The organism is Alteromonas lipotrueae, from assembly GCF_019249255.1.
GTDB lineage: Bacteria > Pseudomonadota > Gammaproteobacteria > Enterobacterales > Alteromonadaceae > Alteromonas > Alteromonas lipotrueae.
On sequence record NZ_JAESDJ010000003.1, the window covers coordinates 48,711 to 63,464 of the forward strand.

At 46.8% G+C, this 14,754-nt stretch carries 13 protein-coding genes; all 13 read right to left on the reverse strand.

The annotated features are described in order from the left end of the window. Nucleotide 1 precedes the first annotated feature (1 nt). Genes KYS23_RS05545 through mraZ form a run of 13 tightly spaced genes read right to left on the reverse strand, consistent with a single transcriptional unit; the run spans nt 2 to nt 14,748 of the window. Nucleotides 2-766, reverse strand: coding sequence for a cell division protein FtsQ/DivIB (locus KYS23_RS05545; protein ID WP_159532762.1), 765 nt, complete (start codon nt 764-766; stop codon nt 2-4). Between the two features lie 6 nt (nt 767-772). Beyond that, nucleotides 773-1,741, reverse strand: coding sequence for a D-alanine--D-alanine ligase (locus tag KYS23_RS05550; RefSeq protein ID WP_218418195.1), 969 nt, complete (start codon nt 1,739-1,741; stop codon nt 773-775). Beyond that, on the reverse strand, nt 1,738-3,186 hold the full coding sequence (murC, locus tag KYS23_RS05555; protein ID WP_218397365.1) for a UDP-N-acetylmuramate--L-alanine ligase: 1,449 nt from the start codon (nt 3,184-3,186) through the stop codon (nt 1,738-1,740). The genes KYS23_RS05550 and murC overlap by 4 nt, the downstream gene beginning before the upstream one ends. Next, on the reverse strand, nt 3,186-4,274 hold the full coding sequence (murG, locus tag KYS23_RS05560; protein WP_218418196.1) for an undecaprenyldiphospho-muramoylpentapeptide beta-N-acetylglucosaminyltransferase: 1,089 nt from the start codon (nt 4,272-4,274) through the stop codon (nt 3,186-3,188). Before murG ends, murC begins: the two co-directional genes overlap by 1 nt. Continuing rightward, nucleotides 4,267-5,769, reverse strand: coding sequence for a cell division protein FtsW (gene ftsW, locus KYS23_RS05565; protein ID WP_246604306.1), 1,503 nt, complete (start codon nt 5,767-5,769; stop codon nt 4,267-4,269). Before ftsW ends, murG begins: the two co-directional genes overlap by 8 nt. Then, nucleotides 5,766-7,178 carry a UDP-N-acetylmuramoyl-L-alanine--D-glutamate ligase gene (gene murD / locus KYS23_RS05570; RefSeq protein ID WP_218418197.1) on the reverse strand — a complete coding sequence of 471 codons (1,413 nt, stop codon included), beginning with the start codon at nt 7,176-7,178 and terminating at the stop codon, nt 5,766-5,768. Before murD ends, ftsW begins: the two co-directional genes overlap by 4 nt. Further along, nucleotides 7,178-8,260, reverse strand: coding sequence for a phospho-N-acetylmuramoyl-pentapeptide-transferase (gene mraY, locus KYS23_RS05575; protein WP_057789946.1), 1,083 nt, complete (start codon nt 8,258-8,260; stop codon nt 7,178-7,180). The genes murD and mraY overlap by 1 nt, the downstream gene beginning before the upstream one ends. Beyond that, on the reverse strand, nt 8,254-9,669 hold the full coding sequence (locus KYS23_RS05580) for a UDP-N-acetylmuramoyl-tripeptide--D-alanyl-D-alanine ligase (protein ID WP_218418198.1): 1,416 nt from the start codon (nt 9,667-9,669) through the stop codon (nt 8,254-8,256). Before KYS23_RS05580 ends, mraY begins: the two co-directional genes overlap by 7 nt. Beyond that, entirely contained in the window at nt 9,666-11,258 is a 1,593-nt protein-coding gene (locus tag KYS23_RS05585) for a UDP-N-acetylmuramoyl-L-alanyl-D-glutamate--2,6-diaminopimelate ligase (protein WP_218418199.1), read from the reverse strand. Before KYS23_RS05585 ends, KYS23_RS05580 begins: the two co-directional genes overlap by 4 nt. Beyond that, nucleotides 11,248-13,023, reverse strand: a complete 1,776-nt coding sequence (locus KYS23_RS05590; RefSeq protein ID WP_129739878.1) for a penicillin-binding transpeptidase domain-containing protein — start codon at nt 13,021-13,023, stop codon at nt 11,248-11,250. The genes KYS23_RS05585 and KYS23_RS05590 overlap by 11 nt, the downstream gene beginning before the upstream one ends. Beyond that, a complete protein-coding gene (ftsL, locus tag KYS23_RS05595; protein WP_013782930.1) occupies nt 13,020-13,355 on the reverse strand; it encodes a cell division protein FtsL in 336 nt (111 codons plus the stop codon). The genes KYS23_RS05590 and ftsL overlap by 4 nt, the downstream gene beginning before the upstream one ends. Beyond that, the gene (gene rsmH, locus KYS23_RS05600) at nt 13,352-14,293 is read right to left on the reverse strand and encodes a 16S rRNA (cytosine(1402)-N(4))-methyltransferase RsmH (protein WP_159532778.1); all 942 of its coding nucleotides are present in this window, start codon (nt 14,291-14,293) and stop codon (nt 13,352-13,354) included. The genes ftsL and rsmH overlap by 4 nt, the downstream gene beginning before the upstream one ends. Further along, on the reverse strand, nt 14,290-14,748 hold the full coding sequence (mraZ, locus tag KYS23_RS05605) for a division/cell wall cluster transcriptional repressor MraZ (RefSeq protein ID WP_057789935.1): 459 nt from the start codon (nt 14,746-14,748) through the stop codon (nt 14,290-14,292). Before mraZ ends, rsmH begins: the two co-directional genes overlap by 4 nt. Nucleotides 14,749-14,754: the final 6 nt, after the last annotated feature.

Genomic DNA, 14,754 nt, shown 5'->3' on the forward strand with positions numbered 1-14,754 from the left:
CTTAACTCTCTTTGTTTGTTGTATCGCTGTTGCTGTTTTCCCAGCCAACCGCGACACCCGTATCGTAACGAAGATCGATATATTTTACCGTCTTCTCTTGCTGCGCAAGTAAGGGATATACATCGATAAAGCGTTGTAACCTATCGATAAATTCCTTGCGCCCTAAATTCAATTCAATACCATTTTCAAGTTGAACTTGCCATGCGAAGCGCTCGCTCAACGATAATTCTTCAATATTCATAGCAGTAGTGGCTAATAGCGCATGCATGGAGTTATATCCTTCAAGCGCGGTCTTCTCGCTACCACCTGGGCCGTATAACCTTGGTAAAGCTAAATCATGCCCATCGGCGTTAAACGTATCGCCGTAGGGGTTTAGCAACAAATCCTCGTTCCATTTGGCAACGGGTTGCTGCTCAACCAAATATATCTTTAACGTGTTTGGCCATTTTTTGCGTACCGACGCCCGATACACCCATGGTTGTGCTTCTACCAGCTCAAACACTTCATTCACATCGAGGGCAAAAAAACTGCCCGGTTGTGACTTTCTTATCAGGCGCTCTAGCCTAGTAATATTCACATGTTGGTAATCGCCTGAAAAATCGATTACCTGAACAGGCATTTGCTGTTCATCTTGCATATAGCCGTTGGCCTTAATAGCGCCAAACACTAATGCCGCGATAACAAACAATAAGAAGACTACACCGCCCCACAAAGACGCTTTGTCTTTAGATGGCTTATTGTTTACGGTGCTCGTCTTACTTGTCATTGCGCTTTATGCTCTGCTGTCAGGGTCAAAACTGGTGGCCAATATTGCCAGCACCAGTTCATCAAAACTTAACCCAGCCACTTTGGCCGCTTTAGGCACCAAGCTCTTTTCCGTCATTCCAGGCACCGTATTCGCTTCAAGCAAATAAAAATGCCCATCACTATCTTGCATCACGTCAATGCGACCCCAGCCAGAGCCGGAAATAGAATCGAATGCCTGCGTCGATAGCTGAGCAAGATGTGCTTCTTGCTCATCAGACAAACCACTTGGACAAAAATACTCTGTGGTATCGTCTTGGTACTTTGCAGCGTAATCATAAAACGTATGTGGAGTAGACATGCGAATAGACGGCAATGCCTGCCCCTGAATTACTGAAACCGTAAACTCAGGGCCTTTAATGTATTGCTCTAACAGAACCTGATTATCATAGTTAAAGGCGTCCTGTATGGCATTTTCGAGTTGTTCAGCGCTTGTCACTCTCGCCATGCCAATACTCGACCCTTCTCGGGCCGGTTTTACCATGACTTCATTCCCCAACTTTTCCATTATAGCGCTGCACTTACCAGCTTCAAAGCGCCTTTTATCAGCAATTTCATATTTAGCAGTAGGTAAGCCAAGGCTTTGCCATACTTGCTTGGTGTGAATTTTGTCCATCGCCAATGCAGAACCTAAAACCGGCGTTCCCGTATAGGGAATTTTAAGCAGTTGTAGTGCCCCTTGCATTGAACCATCTTCACCACCTCGACCGTGTAACATGATAAGTACTCGGTCGACTTTTTCGCTGATTAAATCAGTAAGTGGTCGCTCAGCAGGGTCGAAAGCTATGGCGTTTACATTTTCTCTTAAAAGCGCTGCAAGCACCGCGTTTCCTGAGTTTAGCGACACGTCACGTTCGGCAGAGTCGCCGCCAAACATGACCGCCACTTTTCCAAATTCGGCAACATCATATTTTTTTACGTTACTAAAAAGACTCATGCATCGCTCTCCTGATGCAGCGCTTTTGGCTCCATCTCACGGCTGGCGAGCAACTTAGCAATTTGACCAATGTTTCCAGCGCCTTGGGTCATCACGACATCGCCCTCTACCAAAATATTGGCAAGAATGGCGGGAAGCGCTTCTTTACCGCCTACGTAAACGGGCTCAATTTGGCCACGTTGACGAATAGAACGACACAAAGATTTACTGTCAGCGCCTTCAATAGGCTGTTCGCTTGCCGGATAAACGTCTAATAACAGCAATACATCCACCGAAGAAAGTACGTTAACGAAATCTTCGTATAGGTCACGCGTTCGCGTAAATCGATGAGGTTGATATACCATCACTAACCGATTTTCAGGCCAATTGGCTCTCGCTGCCGCTATAGTCGCTTTCACTTCGGTAGGATGATGACCATAATCATCAACCAAGGTAACGTTACCCACACTGGTATTAAAATCGCCAAGTACCTCAAAGCGACGACCAATCCCACCAAAACTCGCCAATGCAGCCACAATGGCTTCATCATCAATACCTTCATCCGTTGCCACAGCAATGGCTGCCAACGCATTTAGCACATTGTGGTTACCGGTAAGGTTTAATGTCACCTTCAAAGGCTCATGCTCTGGCCGTATAACGGTGAAATTAGCTTGCCCGAATGACAAGGAAATATCCTCAGCACGTACATCGTTGTGCGCTTCAAAGCCATAAGTAATGATACTGCGGCCAATACGAGGGCTAATCTCTTGTATGTTCGCGTCGTCGCCACACACAATTGCCTGCCCGTAAAATGGCAAATTACTCAAAAACTCAACAAAAGTATCTTTCACTTTCGAGAAGTCACCGCCATAGGTATCCATATGGTCAGCTTCAATATTTGTAACTACCGACACCATTGGCTGCAAGTGTAAAAACGATGCGTCACTTTCATCGGCTTCAGCAATTAAATAACGGCTTCTGCCTAAGCGCGCGTTAGTACCTGCACTATTCAACAAACCGCCAATCACAAACGTTGGGTCGTATTGTGCTTGTGCAAAAATGGTCGAGATTAAACTTGTGGTGGTGGTTTTACCATGAGTTCCTGCCACGGCAATACCATGACGAAAACGCATCAATTCCGCTAACATCTCCGCACGACGTATAATTGGAATACGTTGTTCTCTGGCGGTAATAATCTCTGGGTTAGCTTCGTTAATGGCACTTGAAACCACAATCACGTCCATACCATCAACATTTTCGGCTTTATGGCCAATTTTTACATCCACGCCCAAATCACTAAGGCGCTGAGTCATGGGCCCTGAATTTATGTCAGAACCTGCAATATCGTAACCTTCATTAAGCAGTACTTCAGCAATACCGCCCATACCCGCACCACCGATGCCGATAAAAAATATTTTCTTCACCCTGCGCATTTGCGGGCTCTCAAATGGGGTCTTAAAAACCATTATTCCCCTTCTCCTACTACTGCCATGCAATGGCTTACTACATGTTCTGTGGCGTGAGTACTGGCGTGTTGCCTTGCTACTGCACCCATTTTTAGGCAATCGCTAGGGTGCGAAACCCAGTGCCGAACTGCCTGCCTTAAATTCTCTTTCAATACCGACTGCGCAATCATAATGGCGGCGCCATGTTTCACTAGCGACTGCGCATTTTTGGTTTGATGGTCGTCTACCGCATGTGGCAGAGGTACGAACAATGCTGCCCTGCCCGCTGCCGCCACTTCTGCAACGGTGAGTGCGCCCGCCCTACAAATCACAAAGTCAGCCCACTCATAGGCCGCTGCCATATCATCAATAAAGTCGCTGACTTCAACGGAATTAGCTGAATCTGCATAAAGCGCTTCCACCGACGCTTTATTGCCTTTCCCGCATTGATGGCGAATCGATAAACCCTCTAGTGCCGCGCACGTGTCGGGCACAGTATCATTAAGTACTTTGGCACCCAAACTTCCGCCCACAACCAGTAGGTTAAGTGTGCCGTTTGTTGACTCGTCTGTAACTTGTTCTTTCGGGTTAACCTGCCAAATTTCGTCCCGCACAGGGTTACCCACGGTGTGAACTTTAGCTGCCACCTTGGCAAATTGCGGTTTTGCATCTTCAAAACCGAGCAACACGCGTGTAGCGATGTTAGCCAATAACTTGTTGGTCATGCCGGCCGCCGCGTTTTGCTCGTGAATAACAACAGGAATCCCTAGCGATTTGGCCGCAACACCACCCGGCCCGCTGGCATAACCACCAAAACCAAGCACTAAATCTGGTTCAATACGTTTGATAATTCGGCGAGCCGAAAATAAACTTTTTATTAGTGCTATACCGCCCGACAATTTGGCTTTTAGCCCTTTGCCTCGAATACCTTTCACTGGAATAAAGTGAATAGGAATGCCATGTCTAGGCACAACATCGGCTTCCATTCGCTCTGCGGTGCCAAGCCATTCTATTTCCCAACCAGCCGATTTCAGAGCGTGGGCCACAGCTAACCCAGGGAAAACATGCCCGCCAGTACCACCGGCCATAATAAGACAACGATTACTCATTGGTGGCCTCCTTAGATACTCTGGCTAGAATGGCTTTTATGCCCGCTTTGCCTTCGTCTTCAGGAGAAATTGTACTAGATGCTTTTTTTGCTTCTTTTGATTGAGCATCATCTAGCATTGATTCTGGCGCTTCTGTGTCTGATTCAACGCTTGGGACTTGGTTGTAATCAGCCTCAGCATCGGCAAACGGTTCAGCATTGGTGTGCTTTGTTTTCACTGGCGGCTTAGCCGCTGATGTAGCTGCAGGCTTTGCCTTTGCTTTACTGGTTTTCTTATTGTCGCCGCGTCCTAACGCTTGAACTCCGTCTACGCGAAGTTCAAAATCAATACGCAACAACAAAGCCACCGCCACCGACATAACAATAAGCGATGAGCCGCCATAACTGACTAACGGCAGCGTAAGCCCTTTGGTGGGCAGAATGCCTGCACTTGCACCAATATTCACAGCAGTTTGGAAACTGAACCAAATTCCTACGCTGTAAGCTAAATACCCTTCGAATGGGCGTGATTTCAATAAGGCTTTGTTCCCTATTTGTAGCGCACGTACCACCATCCATAAAATTAAGCCGAGTACAGCCAGTACGCCTACAAAACCAAGCTCTTCGGCTAAAATAGCCATAACAAAATCGGTATGCGCTTCAGGCAAGAACTCTAGCTTTTGTAGGCTGTTGCCTAAGCCTTGGCCAAACCAATTGCCTCGACCATAAGCCATTAGCGATTGAGTAAGCTGATACCCGGCGCCGAATGGGTCGGCCCAAGGATCTAGAAAAGAAGTGACCCGCTTCATGCGGTATTCTTCAAACACGATAAGGGCAACAACGGCTAGCACGCCAGCAAACACCAATGCAAAAAACTGCCATAAACGAGCACCTGCTAAGAATAATAACCCAATGGTGGTGGCAAACATCACCACCACGGTTCCTAGGTCGGGTTGTAGCAACAGCAACATGGCTAACGCAAAGAACACCACTAGCGGCTTGATGAAGCCTTTTAAGTTTTCCGTTACTTCCTCATAACGGCGAACCAGATAGCCTGCTAGATAAGTGAAGAAGAAAAGTTTGGCCGGCTCTGCCGCTTGAATTGTGATGGGGCCTAGCGCCAACCAACGGGTACTGCCGTTTACGGTACGCCCAACAAGCAGCACAGCCACCAACAGCCCAATCGCCGCTAATAACAAATAAGGGTTTGCCTTACGCCAAAACTGCATAGGAAGCTCTAATACCACCATGGCAGCAATAATCGCCCCCACAATGTAAATACCGTGACGAATAGCAAAGTAAAAAGGATTATCGTGAATTCTTTCAGCAACAGGCATTGAAGCAGATGTCACTATGATAATACCAATCGTCATTAGTGCTAACGCAACAATGATTAAGCCAATATCGTAAGGGCTTTGAAGATTTTTTTCGTCATGACGCGCCGCAAACAACGCACTTAATTTAGTGTCTGCTGGCGACGCATTGGTTGATTTAAAAGCTTTCGCGGCTGTCATCATGATGGCAAACCTCCCGCTGCTTTCATTGCGCCAGCGTCACTTTCAAATTTTACCTTTTCGGTAATATGTGTGACTGCATCAGTAAATACTTGTGCACGGTGCATATAGTTTTTAAACATGTCGATACTGGCACACGCTGGGGATAGCAAGACGATATCGCCGTTACCAGCACGTAAGTTAGCAGCCAATACCGCCTTCTCCATTGAAGCCACTATTGTGGTGTCACTGTAGATAGCGCTGAATTTTTCTGCGTCTTTGCCTAGCGCAATCACTTCACCAACACTTTCATCTAGCGCTGGTTTTAATGCACTTAAATCTGCACCTTTGCTATCACCACCGGCAATCAGGATAATTTTTCCATTGGTAGTAGGAGCTAGCCCTTGAATAGCAGCGATAGTGGCACCCACATTGGTAGCCTTTGAATCATCTATCCACTTCACGCCATTAATGTTGGCAATTTCTACGCAGCGGTGCGGCGCTGAAGTGAAGCTAGCCACCGCACGTGCAGCTGTATTAAGTTGTGTAGCTTTATTCAACGAAGTACTAAACGTTTGGCATAACGCCAGCGACGCCATCACGTTTAAAACGTTGTGCAAGCCTGCTAATTGGATATCGGCGGTATTAAGCAGCGCTTCACCGTTGAAGGTAATAACGCCTTCGCGTAAACCAAAATCGGTATCGCTAGCATCAAGGCCATAAGTGATGGTGTTTTCACAGTTTGAGGTTGGCGTCACCTGCTTGTCGCCTCGCCATACCACTGCGGTATCACAATGACTAAAGATACGCTGTTTGGCAGCTGTGTATTGCTGCATATCGCCGTGTCTATCTAAATGGTCATCGCTAATATTCAAAATCGATGCGGCGTTCAACTTCAAGCTAGTGGTAGTTTCAAGCTGAAAACTGGAAAGCTCTAAAACAATGACATCCAAAGAAGAAGACTGAGTTTCAAGCTCTGCCATGGATTCTGGAAGGGTTTCAAGTACTGGGCGCCCTACATTACCCGCCTCACAAACTTCGTACCCACAAGCTTTCAGCATATGCGTTGTTAGCAAGGTAACCGTGGTTTTACCATTTGAACCGGTAATGCCTATGGTTGGCGTAGTGTTAAGACGTGCAAACAATTCCACGTCGCCAATTACTTCAACACCACAGGCTTTTGCTTGTTTTACTTGTTCAATGTTAAGCGGTAGGCCTGGGCTAAGTACCAAGGTATCAACGCCTGCGAAAAAATCACGAGGTAATGTCCCGGTGGTTACGCAGATATTTAATGGTGCTGACACATTGAAAGTATCGCGGGTATCAAAGGCTTTTACCTTCGCCCCTTGCTGTTTTAGAAAACGCACGCAAGCCTGACCTGTTACTCCAAGGCCGCCTACCACATAAGAATGTGTACGTACGTTATATGTCATTACCTAAGCTTCAACGTTGCCAGCCCAACAAGGACTAAAATGATAGAAATGATCCAGAAGCGCACTATGACTCGTGGCTCCGGCCAACCTTTTAATTCGTAATGGTGATGAATAGGTGCCATTCTAAAAATGCGTTGTCCACGCAACTTAAAAGATCCCACCTGCAAAATGACCGATAGGGTTTCTACTACAAACACACCGCCCATAATAATCAGTACAATTTCTTGGCGAACTAGCACGGCTAGAACGCCTAGTGTGCCACCTAATGCCAACGACCCCACATCGCCCATGAAGACTTGTGCTGGGTAAGTGTTAAACCACAAAAATCCTAGCCCAGCACCGACAATGGCCGTACACACAATAACCAACTCACTGGTAAGTGGAATATGCGGAATGTTCAGGTAATCGGCGAAGTTCGCGTTACCGGTTACATAAGCAAAAATAGCGAAAGCGCCTGCCACTAAAATAGTGGGCACGATGGCTAAACCATCAAGGCCGTCGGTTAAATTTACTGCGTTACTTGTGCCCACAATGGCAAAGTAAGTAATAATGATAAAAAAGGCGCCTAGTTGCGGAAACACTTCTTTAAAGAAAGGGATAAGCAATGAGGTTTCAGCACTTAATGTGGCACTGCTATATAGGAAAAAAGCTACCCCAATGGCTACCACCGATTGCCAGAAATACTTCCAGCGCGCAATCAAGCCTTTTGAGTCTTTACGGATCACTTTGCGATAGTCATCCACAAACCCGATAATGCCGTACGACACCACTACGGCTAAGGTCACTAAGACGTAGCGGTTACTTAAATCTGCCCACAATAAGACACTCACTACAATAGCCGCAAGAATAAGTAAGCCACCCATAGTAGGTGTACCTGATTTAGATAAATGACTTTGCGGACCATCGTCGCGTACGGTTTGCCCTATCTGCATAGTTTGCAAATAACGAATCATTTTAGGGCCAATTAAAATAGCAATGAGCAACGCCGTTAACGTACTTAAAATCGCTCTTAGGGTCAGGTATGAAAATACATTAAACCCAGTATCAAATTGTGTCAGCCAGTCAGCTAGCCAAATTAACATGCAATACGCTCCCGACGGCGTTCAAACTTTCCCAGCGAAGAGGCCTCAATCGCCTCTACCACGCGTTCCATACGAGAACTGCGTGAGCCTTTTACTAAAATTGAAATATCTTGTTGTTCTACTTGTAAGTCTTGCTCTAACGCGCTCACCAAACTGTCGATGTCGGTAAAATGCCCGCCATTTTTTCCAGATGCCGCGTCGTAGACAGCGCTGGCAGATTGGCTTAGCACGCCAAAGGAGTATAAGTAGTCGATACCATTGTTAAGCGCATAGTTGCCCACTTGCTCATGATAGAAGCGCGCTTTTTCGCCCAACTCTTTCATGTCGCCCAATATCAAAACATTAATGCCTGAAAAGGTACTTAGTGTATCGATAGCCGCGTTAACCGAAGCAACGTTGGCGTTGTAAGTGTCATCTAGCAAACGCACTTGGCTACTTAATGTCTTAACGTTCAAGCGACCTTTCACTTGCTTCATAGCAAGCAAACCGTCACGCACGTTCTCAAGAGTGGCACCTAATTGCATGGTAAGCGCTGCTGCCACTAATGCATTCCCAACGTTATGAATTCCAGGAATAGTCAGTTGGATTGCCACTTCACCTTCGTTACTGCAAAAATGGAATGCAGCACAGCCATCCAGTCCGACGATGATGTCTTCGGCAGTGAAGTCTGCTTCGTTCTTTTGCATTGGCGAGAAAGTTAATACACGCTTTTGTTTAAGCTTGCCTTGCCAAAAATCGGCAAACTGACTATCTACATTAACAATGGCCGTCCCGCTGTCACCCAACCCTTTGAAAATTTCGCTTTTAGCACGTGCCACACCTAATAAACTACCAAACCCTTCTAAGTGAGAAGCGGCCGCGTTTACAATTGTGGCGACATCAGGCTTAACCAGATTTGTGGTGTACGCAATTTCACCCAGGTGATTAGCACCCAGTTCCATGACCGCGTATTCGTGATGCTTTTCTAAGCGAAGTAAGGTTAGCGGAACCCCAATATCATTATTGAAATTTCCGTTTGTGGCGAGTACTGAACCCCGACGCTCAAGGATAGCCGCACACATTTCTTTCACGGTAGTCTTACCGCTACTTCCTGTGATAGCAATGGTTTTAGGTGCCACTTCACGTTTTACGGCAGCGCCTAAAAGGCCTAAAGCCAGTTTAGTGTCTTCAACATACACCACAGGAATGGAAACATTCACAGGTTCGCTGGCAATAATTGCACTTGCGCCCGCTTTTTCAGCACTTTCTGCAAAAGCATGGCCGTCGAAATTATCGCCTTTTAATGCAAGGTAGACAGAGCCCGAATCTAAGGTTCGCGTGTCTGTACTTACTGCATTGACTTCACAATCTTGTCCGTCAAGTTTGCCGTCTATTTGGCTGGCTATCCACGACAGTGTTGTAGTTATCATTTTTTGTACTCCTGCTGTAGTCGAGCCACAACTGTACGTTCGTTATAGTCTGTCTGTTGGGTACCAATAATCTGGTAATCTTCATGGCCTTTACCGGCCACCACAATAATGTCGTTCTCATCTGCACTATCTAGGCAATAGCGAATAGCGCTTTCTCTGTCTGCTTCTTCTACTGCGTCATTAGGGCGTTGCAAGCCCGCCTTAATATCGCTAGCAATACTTTCTGGCGACTCGCTACGACTGTTGTCAGTGGTAATGACAATCACGTCAGCATGCTGTTCAGCCGCCGCGCCCATTAAGGGGCGCTTGCCCTTATCGCGATCGCCACCACACCCAAACACGCACCACACTTTGCCGGCAGTATGTGTTTTAGCGCTTTTCAGCACTTGTTCTAACGCGTCTGGCGTGTGCGCATAATCGACAATTACGCTGGCACTACCCTCCACAGGGAACACTTCCATTCTTCCCGGTACAGGTTGCAAACCATTCACTACCCGCACTACATTTTCAAAGCGTTCGCCCTGCGCCAATAAACATGAAATAGCGCTTAGCGTATTGCTCACGTTAAACGAGCCAAACAATGCCAGCTCAATAGGTGCTGTGCCCCATGAAGAAACAAGGTCGAATCGAATTCCTGAAGAATGGTATGAAACATTTGTGGCGAAACAATGGCGATCTTGTGGTTGTTTGTGCGTGGCTAAAACGCCATCAGTAGGTTCAAACCCTGTCCATACTTGTGTCACTCTCGGCTTACTAATTGCTATTTTTTCTGAGCTTTCATCTTTAGCTGCATTGGCGTCTAAATAGTCAGCCCAATTCTGGCTTTCGCTGTCGTTCACATTCAGCACAACAGCTTCAAGGCCAGGTTGATCTAACAGCAATCGCTTCGCCTTAGCGTACTCTTCCATGGTGCCGTGGTAATCTAGATGGTCACGGGTTAGGTTTGTAAACACCGCAATATCTGTTTTCACTTGGCTTAATCGGCCTTGTACCAATGCATGAGAGCTAGCTTCAAAGGCCGTATGCCTCACCTCTTGTTGCACAAACTCTGCCAACACGTACTGCAAACGAATAGCATCAGGTGTAGTATTCGCCGCGGCAGTCGTTACCCACTGGGTATTTTCACCTTCATATACGCTACTGCCAAGAGTGCCAACACTCGCACTGCGCGTACCCAGCGCATCTTTCAACTGGGTAAGCAATTGAACTGTAGAGGTTTTTCCGTTAGTTCCCGTTACCGCCACTGTCATCATTTTCAACGCAGGGTAATCGTAAAACGCAGCCGCCAAGGCCGACAGCATGCTAGGTAATTGATATAACGAAATAATTACCGAATGGTCGCGCATTTCCATTTGGCCATGGGCTTGACTGTCGTCAGTTTGCGCCAGAATGACACGCGCGCCTAAACTAATCGCCTGTGGTATGAAATCTCTTCCGTCACGTTCATGACCTTTAACCGCTACAAATGCTGTTTTTGTATTCACATCACGGCTATCTAAGGTTAAGCCTTCAATACGAATATCTGGCGCGTCTATACCAAACTTTGCCAACAACGCACGAGTACTTTGAATAAAGGAATTAACTACCACTGTTACCTCCTTTCAGCCACGCGCCTGACGTCACGTGCTTGTCATCTGGGGTTACGTTAAGCATGTGTAAAGCACCGCCCATGATTGACGAAAACACAGGTGCCGCAGTGTCACCGGCGTGATACAAATCACCACCAGGCTCGTTAATAAGCACAATAGTGACAAGTCTTGGGTCGGAAACAGGGGCAATACCTGCAAAGATATTCACATACTCTTCGCCATAACCACCTGCCACAGCCTTACGACTGGTACCAGTTTTTCCTGCCACACGGTAACCTGGAACGGCCGCTTTTTTCGCTGTACCGCCTCGTTGAGTTACGCTCTCCATCATTTGTACTATGGCTTTTGCATTCTCTTCACTGATCACGCGTTCAGGCTGGCCTTGCCACCCCGTTTGCTGTGGCGACTTGATAATATTCAATGGCTGCTTGATACCGCCATTCGCCAAGGTAGCGTAGAGGCGACCAAGTTGCGCAGTGGTTACCGATATCCCATAGCCAAATGACAAGGTGGCCAGTTCGAATTCAGACCAGCGGCTTCGGTCGTAGAAAATACCACTGCTTTCACCGGCCATATTTAGGCCAGTATCTGACATCAGCCCAATGTTGTAATAGGTATCGAGTAGAAATTGCTTAGGCACAGACAACGCTAATTTCGAGGTGCCCATATTGCTTGAATGCTGAATAATTTCTTCAAGAGTAAGCTCGCCATAGTTACGCGAGTCTTTAACTAAGCTTCCGCCTAGGCGCATCCAACCAGGGTTAGTATCTACCACATCTTCCGCTTCTACTTCACCGAACTCCATAGCAGTTAATACCGCTAACGGCTTCAACGCTGAACCGGGCTCGAATGCATCGGTAATAACGCGGTTACGCATGCGGTGGGGTGAAATATTACTGCGATCGTTAGGGTTAAAAGACGGCGCATTTACCATGGCCAGTACATCGCCCGTTTTTACATCAATCACCACTGCCGAGGCAGAACTAGATTGATAGTAAATCATGGCTTCTTTAATTTCTTTGTACGCTAACGCTTGAATACGTTGGTCGATAGTCAGTTGCAGGTTGCCTGCATCTTCACCCGTGGTGGTTTCTAAAATTTCTACTTGACGACCTTTGGCATCTCGACGAATTTTACGTGAGCCAGGCGTGCCTGTTAGCCACTCGTCGTACATACGCTCTAAGCCTTCAACACCTGTATCATCTACATCGGTAACACCGATTAATTGGGCCGACACTTCACCGGTAGGATAATAACGACGGCTCTCACGGCGTAAGTAAATACCTGGAATATCAAGCTTATCGACATACTCGGCCATGGCAGGAGACACTTGGCGCTGCAAGTACACAAAACGGCGTTTAGGATTGCTCACTTTTTCTTGTAAGCTATCTACCGATTGGCCTAGTACATCGGCCAGCGCTTGCCAACGACGAGGTTCAGCAAGGCCATCGTTCTCATGAATAATTTTAGGGTCGGCATAAATGGCCCGAACCGGCACGCTTACAGCTAGTTCAACACCATTTCGGTCTGTCACCAGCCCGCGATAGGTAGGCATGTTGCGCGTACGCAAGGTACGGCTATCGCCTTGTTGGATAAGTTCATCAGGCTCAATAACTTGAATAAACGCCGCGCGGGCAGCCAGTGCCGCGAAAACCGAGATAACCACGATAAGCACAACCACAAAGCGCCAGTGCACCAAGCTTGGTGTGACGTTTTGTTTTGCTCCGCTCGCTTTGCGGCTACGTTTAACGGTTGGCGTGGTCATTTAAGTCTCACTACCACTTCGTCATCGGCTGTAGGACGATACATATCAAGTTGCTTTTCAACCAAGGTTTCTATGCGGTTATGTTCGGTCAGCGCACGTTGTTCTAGCACTAAATTGCGCCATTCAACGTCGAGCTCATCTTTTTGTTGCATCAGGTCTTCAAGGGCAATAACTTGCTGTCGATTTTGGTGGCTACCAAGGATAACCGCCATGCCACTAAGCAGAACCGCTAAATACAACAAAACCCGCAACTTGTTGCGGGTTAAATCTGACACAATAATCAGCAGTAAACTGAAGTTTGTATTTGCCCTATCAGGCTTACCTAACGTCATAGCTTTTCGGCCACCCTTAACACGGAACTGCGTGAGCGAACGTTGTTCGCAATCTCCAATTCAGAGGGTTTTATGGCACGACTTAGCGCTTTTAAAACTTTATCGGCATCTATTTCAGCTTGGGTTATAGGCAGATTATGCGGTACTGATTTGCCTTTGCTTTGGTCTTTTATAAAGCGTTTTACGAGTCTGTCTTCTAAAGAATGAAAAGAAATGACCGCTAAGCGACCTTCTTTTGCTAACACCTGAGTGGCTGCTTTTAGGCCTATTCGCAGTTGCTCTAGTTCAGCATTAATGTAAATTCGGATGCCTTGAAATGCGCGAGTAGCTGGGTGTTTAAACTTATCTTTTACTGGTACGGCTTCATCAATAAGTGCGGCTAACTGAGCAGTACGGGTAATAGGCGTGGTTTCGCGAGTATTTACAATGGCGTGCGCGATGCGTTTACCAAACTTCTCTTCACCAAACTCTTTAATCACTTGGGTAATGTCTTGTTCTTCAGCACGGGCTAGCCAATCGGCTGCACTTTCACCACGGGAGGTGTCCATACGCATATCTAGCGGACCGTCGCGAAGGAAACTAAAACCACGTTCGGCATCATCAAGTTGAGGAGACGAAACACCCAAGTCCATTAATACGCCGTCAATCTTTCCGGTTAAACCCAAGGCTTCAATTTCTTCGGCCATGTCGCCAAAAGGAGAATGAATAATACGGAAGCGGCTGTCATCTGCAAAACGCTTAGCAGCTTCTATAGCCTGAGGGTCGCGATCAAACGCGATTAGGGTACCATCGCTACCTAATGCATCAAGAATATGCGCAGAATGGCCTCCACGGCCAAATGTGGCGTCAATATAAATGCCATCAGGTTTGATAGCTAATGCTTCTATACACTCGTCGAGAAGTACAGAAACATGTTTGAATTCGCTAGATTGGCTCATAAGGAAAAGTCCTGTAAACGTTCGGTGAGTTCAAATTCGCCTTTGCGTTCGGTATCCATATCAAGCTCAACTTGTTCAGCCCATACTTCAGCATCCCAAATTTCAAACTTATTCAACTGACCAACTAACATGACTTCTTTTGATAGGTGAGCATGAAGGCGTAGCGGAGTAGGAAGCAGAATTCGACCGCTTTTGTCCATTTCACCTTCTGTAGCATGACCCAGTAATAAACGCTGCATGCGTCTTTCTGCCGGAATCATGCTTGAGAACTTAATGAGTTTAAGCTCAATTTCTTCCCATTCGGGAAGTGGGTAAAGCAGCAAACAACTTTGCTGTGTATCGACCGTACAGACCAGCTGTCCATTACAATCATCCAGCAGCGACTGCCGATACTTTGTCGGTATCGCTAGTCTGCCTTTTGTATCCAGATTGATTGCGTTAGCGCCGCGGAACATTCCCCT